Raw genomic sequence first — 4,238 nt, 5'->3', positions numbered from 1 at the left:
ACTGGCAGTGAAGTTCAGGCTTTTGACATTCAAGCTTTCAGCAAAGCTAGCAACTCGGATTTCACTCTTGATATGCTGCGTTGTATCGCCCTGTTTCGCATCATATTCCGTTAAACTGATCTCATTCAGATTCGGCACCTGGGCATTGCGGCGAATTAATCTCAATCGTTCTCCCCCAGTCTCATGCAGGCCATCCTGCTTAGCCTCTCCCAACATCCACACCGCATTCACTTCAGGATCTAGGGAGCGTTTGAGTGCTCGAAGCTGCCTGCGTTCTGGTGCAGCAAGATATTCTGATGCATCGATCAGAAAAATATATTCCTGTGTGGCCTGTTCGGATCCTTGCCGAATGATGAATGCTTCTCCTGCCTCCATATCTTCCGTTGCATGGATCCATCGAATGGGAACAGACGTCTCCAATTCAACGTCTTCCCGCTGTTCTCCGGTACAATTATATATGATAATTTCATTTGCCACTTCATGAATCGAAGCGATGCAAGCTTGCAACGGCTCAGTTCGTTCCCTCCATCGAATGCAGAAGGTAATGGTTGACTCTGCTTTGTACAACAGGTCGAATATATCAGCCCCCCACTTCCGGCGTGCTTGCTCCCGATTCGTATGCAGCAGCATCATCAAGCTTGACTGCTCGAGCTGATTCGTCGTCACATGGCCCACATGATGAATGAAGGAATCATTCGCAATGAGCATACGATAACCCGCATTCGCTGTTCGCAAGCATAGATCATCATCCTCATAATTTCCTAATCCATAGCGTTCATCGAAGCCTCCTACCTCCTCGACAACACTGCGCTTCATCAGCATGCAGAATCCAACAAGTCGGCGTACTTCTGTCACCGTTCCAGCAAATTTATGCTCATGTTCCTTCGCGAAATTATTCAGATCCCATAAATCGGTATACGTTACCGGGATTTGTTGATGAGCACTCGAATAATTCGTAAACGGCCCGACCATGCCTACATCTTCACTGGAGTGAAGCACGCGCAGCATATTGGTTAACCAATTTGGCGTGACGATGGTGTCATTATTCAAATAAAGAATATGATCCCCCGTCGCAAGGGCTGCTCCTTGATTGCATCCTTTTGAGAATCCTGCATTCACTGCATTTTCAATCAAAATTACATCCGACTGCATTCTCAGATAGGAAAGCGTTAAGTCCGTCGAACCATTGTCAACGACAATTAACTCGTAAGGCTCCGTCGTATACTTACGAATGCTTTCCAGACATCGAATCGTATGAGCAAATTGATTCAACGTGAGTATCACAATACTGACCTTCAACACAATCCCCTCACTTCGCAATCACATACTTGGGAAATATGACTGTAACTAATAAATGCCTCTACAATTTGATTCTCAACTGTTCGTATCGTTCCTCGCCAAGCTTCTCACGGAAATACTTCTGATTATGAAGCATACTTGGATGAGAGGGAAGGTAGCTAAGTGCAAACTCGTTATGATAGCAAGCCCTCTCAATGTCACCAAGACGATCATGACATACACATAGCTGCAAATGCGGTACCCACGTCCATGAGGATGGCTCTACCATAGACATTTGCGCTTCATCTGCTGGAAGCAGTGTCGCTTGCTCAAACCAGTACTTCGCTTGTTGAAAATGCCCCGAGTCCACCCACATGGATCCAATTGCACAGCATATTTCCGCTCGCGGCTTATCATAGACGAAACTGCGGAACAGCGCCATAAACTGTTCGGTACGTTGACCTAGCTTGCCAAAACACTCCGCCATTTTTTTGCATGCCTGAATATTATCCTCTACCCACCCTTGCTCTGTTTGGAGGAACTTCATATATCCGTGTGCAGCTTCTTCGAATCGGGAATGATCTCGCAACTCATTCGCAAAATAGTATAAATCGCGAGGCGTAAATTGCTCTCCCTCGGCAAGCCTCTTCTCGTAAATTCGCAAATTGCGATCGGTATATGCTTTATCCTTCTTATGTGTGACACACACATCACTATGAATAATATGTCCGCCTACTTCCAAATATTCGTGCACTGGACCATACCATTTAAACCCGCGATCACGCCTTACTAAGCGATTTCGCCGCAGACTAGACGTAACATTCCCCTTATCATCGACCATTAATACATAGTGCATGGTAACACTATCAACATCACGAGTGAGTGTCTTCTTCAGCTCTACTAGAAGGCGTTGATCCTTACTCTCTATCACATCGTCCGCATCGAGCCATAGAATATATTCTTGTGTAGCTTGACTGAAGGCATAATTCCGTGCAGCAGCAAAATCGTCAATCCATTCAAAATCAAATATACGGGCTTGATACTGTCCTGCAATTTCCTTCGTCCGATCTGTCGATCCCGTATCAACAATAATGATCTCATCAACAATGTTATGGACAGATGCAAGACATTGCGCTAGTGCAATCTCCTCATTACGTACAATCATACATAGGCTAATTGTAATTGATGCAGACTGATCCATCGTAATTTCTGCCTCCTCAATATGTGAATCTAGCTGTACCTGATTAGACTGAGCTAGCAGCAGGTCAAGCGCTTCTCTGGCTTCTTTATGGCTGCGATCTTCTTCCAGACAATTCTCATAGGCTTGTATCGCTTCTTCCCGATGATTAAGAAGTTCATGACACTTCCCGACATAATACCAAGCGTGGAAGCTTCCAACTCCTCGCAGCGTAAGATGATAGATATTTTGTTCCCCCAGTTCAACACAGTGCTGAAATACAGGCAATGCATGTTCAACCTTTTGTTTTAAATACAAGATGACCCCCTTGTAGAAATGAAGATCAACGTAATCTGGATATAACGCGATCGCTTTCTCGATCGAAGGCCATGCCCCTTCGTAACTGCCCATGATCAACATAAGCTCATATTTTAATTTATATAGAAGCGATGGAGGCAGCTTCCCCTGTTCTACAAACCGCATAACGGAAGCATTTACCGACTCATAAGCTTCAGCGTACTTTTTCAGCCGATACTGCTCACTTGCAATGTGATAATCGACCCACGGGTTGTAGTCCGGCTTGTCTTTCTCCATCTGTAATAACCGCAAGTTCCGCTCCGACTTGTTGCGCAAATGAGTTACAACTTCTAGGTAGCCATAGTGATGAAGTTGTACGGGCAAGACTTTAACATCGAATTGCTCGCCCAGAACCTCATGTACATTTACCTGTTCATGGATCGCCCCGACGAACTGGAACCCCATATGATTACGCAGCAGCCGATGCTGACCAACTAAGTATGTTTTCTCACTGCTAGGCGTGTCTTCTCCAATGTAGTTCAACAGCTGAATTACACCGATGTGAGCTTGCTCTTCTTGCAATATATCTCGAATTAACATGGCTTGATCTGAATCCAGCCTCTCATCCGCATCCATCCACAATATCCAGTCGCCAGTTGCCTGCTTTAGGGCATAATTGCGCGCTTCGGCAAAGTTGTCATTCCACGGCATTTCATATATGTTCGCTCCATATGATTGGCATATTGGAATCGTCTGATCGGATGATCCCGTGTCGACAATAATGATTTCATCTACAACATCCTTGACGCTGTCCAGACAAATGCCGATAAATGTCTCCTCATCCTTAACGATCATGCATAATGATAGTCGCTTTTCCAACTTTCCATCCCCTTTTCACATCGCTCGCTACAAACGATATATGCCGCTAATAGCCCAGTCGTGCATGTCGGAAATGGGTTCCTTAGACTTCATCGCTACCATGTCGTCCACATTCTACGATATTCATAGATTTTTTCGTTACATTTCGTAAATGTAACAACATTGTCTTCAGTTTTTAATGTTCATTTAATGTTCCTTTCGTATATTTGTATTAACGGAAATAGATCAATAGAAGGAGGTCCGTTGCCAGATGAAAACAGTTTATATTGAATTCCAACAACGAAAAATACCCGTGTTTTGCACAAATATGTCCCACAAAAATACATTCTCGCTACTTATGGATGCACTTAACCGCAAGATGAATAATGGCAAGCGAGCGATCAAGACCTGTCTTGAAACCTTGATCAGTATTGAAATTATCGGCTCAGAGGCAATCTTGCATTCAAGACGTGAAATGGACACTGTAGCATTGTCCTTATATTAATCATTCGTGCATCTGAATTCTGACAGAATTGTTTTGATAGATCATTGCAAAAGGCGTAATTCCTTTTTGGAATTACGCCTTTTGCAATCTTTACACGTTATTCTTTTTAGTAAAACTTCAAAC

At 43.9% G+C, this 4,238-nt stretch carries 3 protein-coding genes and 1 pseudogene; 1 reads left to right on the top strand and 3 read right to left on the bottom strand.

The genetic code is table 11. The features are described from left to right. The 3 genes and pseudogenes from AZ66_RS30230 to AZ66_RS33650 all read right to left on the bottom strand — a co-directional run. On the bottom strand, positions 1 to 1,299 hold a 1,299-nt coding region (locus tag AZ66_RS30230; RefSeq protein WP_197081783.1), incomplete at its 3' end, for a glycosyltransferase family 2 protein. A gap of 61 nt (positions 1,300 to 1,360) precedes the next feature. Further along, entirely contained in the window at positions 1,361 to 2,479 is a 1,119-nt protein-coding gene (locus AZ66_RS27390; protein ID WP_044357796.1) for a glycosyltransferase family 2 protein, read from the bottom strand. 99 nt (positions 2,480 to 2,578) lie between these two features. Beyond that, positions 2,579 to 3,607, bottom strand: a pseudogene (locus AZ66_RS33650) (glycosyltransferase); the annotation flags it as partial. Positions 3,608 to 3,881: 274 nt separating this feature from the next. Here AZ66_RS33650 and AZ66_RS27385 point away from each other — a divergent pair. After that, on the top strand, positions 3,882 to 4,115 hold the full coding sequence (locus AZ66_RS27385) for a hypothetical protein (RefSeq protein ID WP_021259128.1): 234 nt from the start codon (positions 3,882 to 3,884) through the stop codon (positions 4,113 to 4,115). Positions 4,116 to 4,238 lie beyond the last annotated feature (123 nt).

It is taken from the genome of Paenibacillus sp. E194, from assembly GCF_000935845.1.
GTDB lineage: Bacteria > Bacillota > Bacilli > Paenibacillales > Paenibacillaceae > Paenibacillus_B > Paenibacillus_B alvei_B.
The sequence above is the reverse complement of the archived record's forward strand: the minus strand, read 5'-3'. Positions and strand labels throughout refer to the sequence as shown.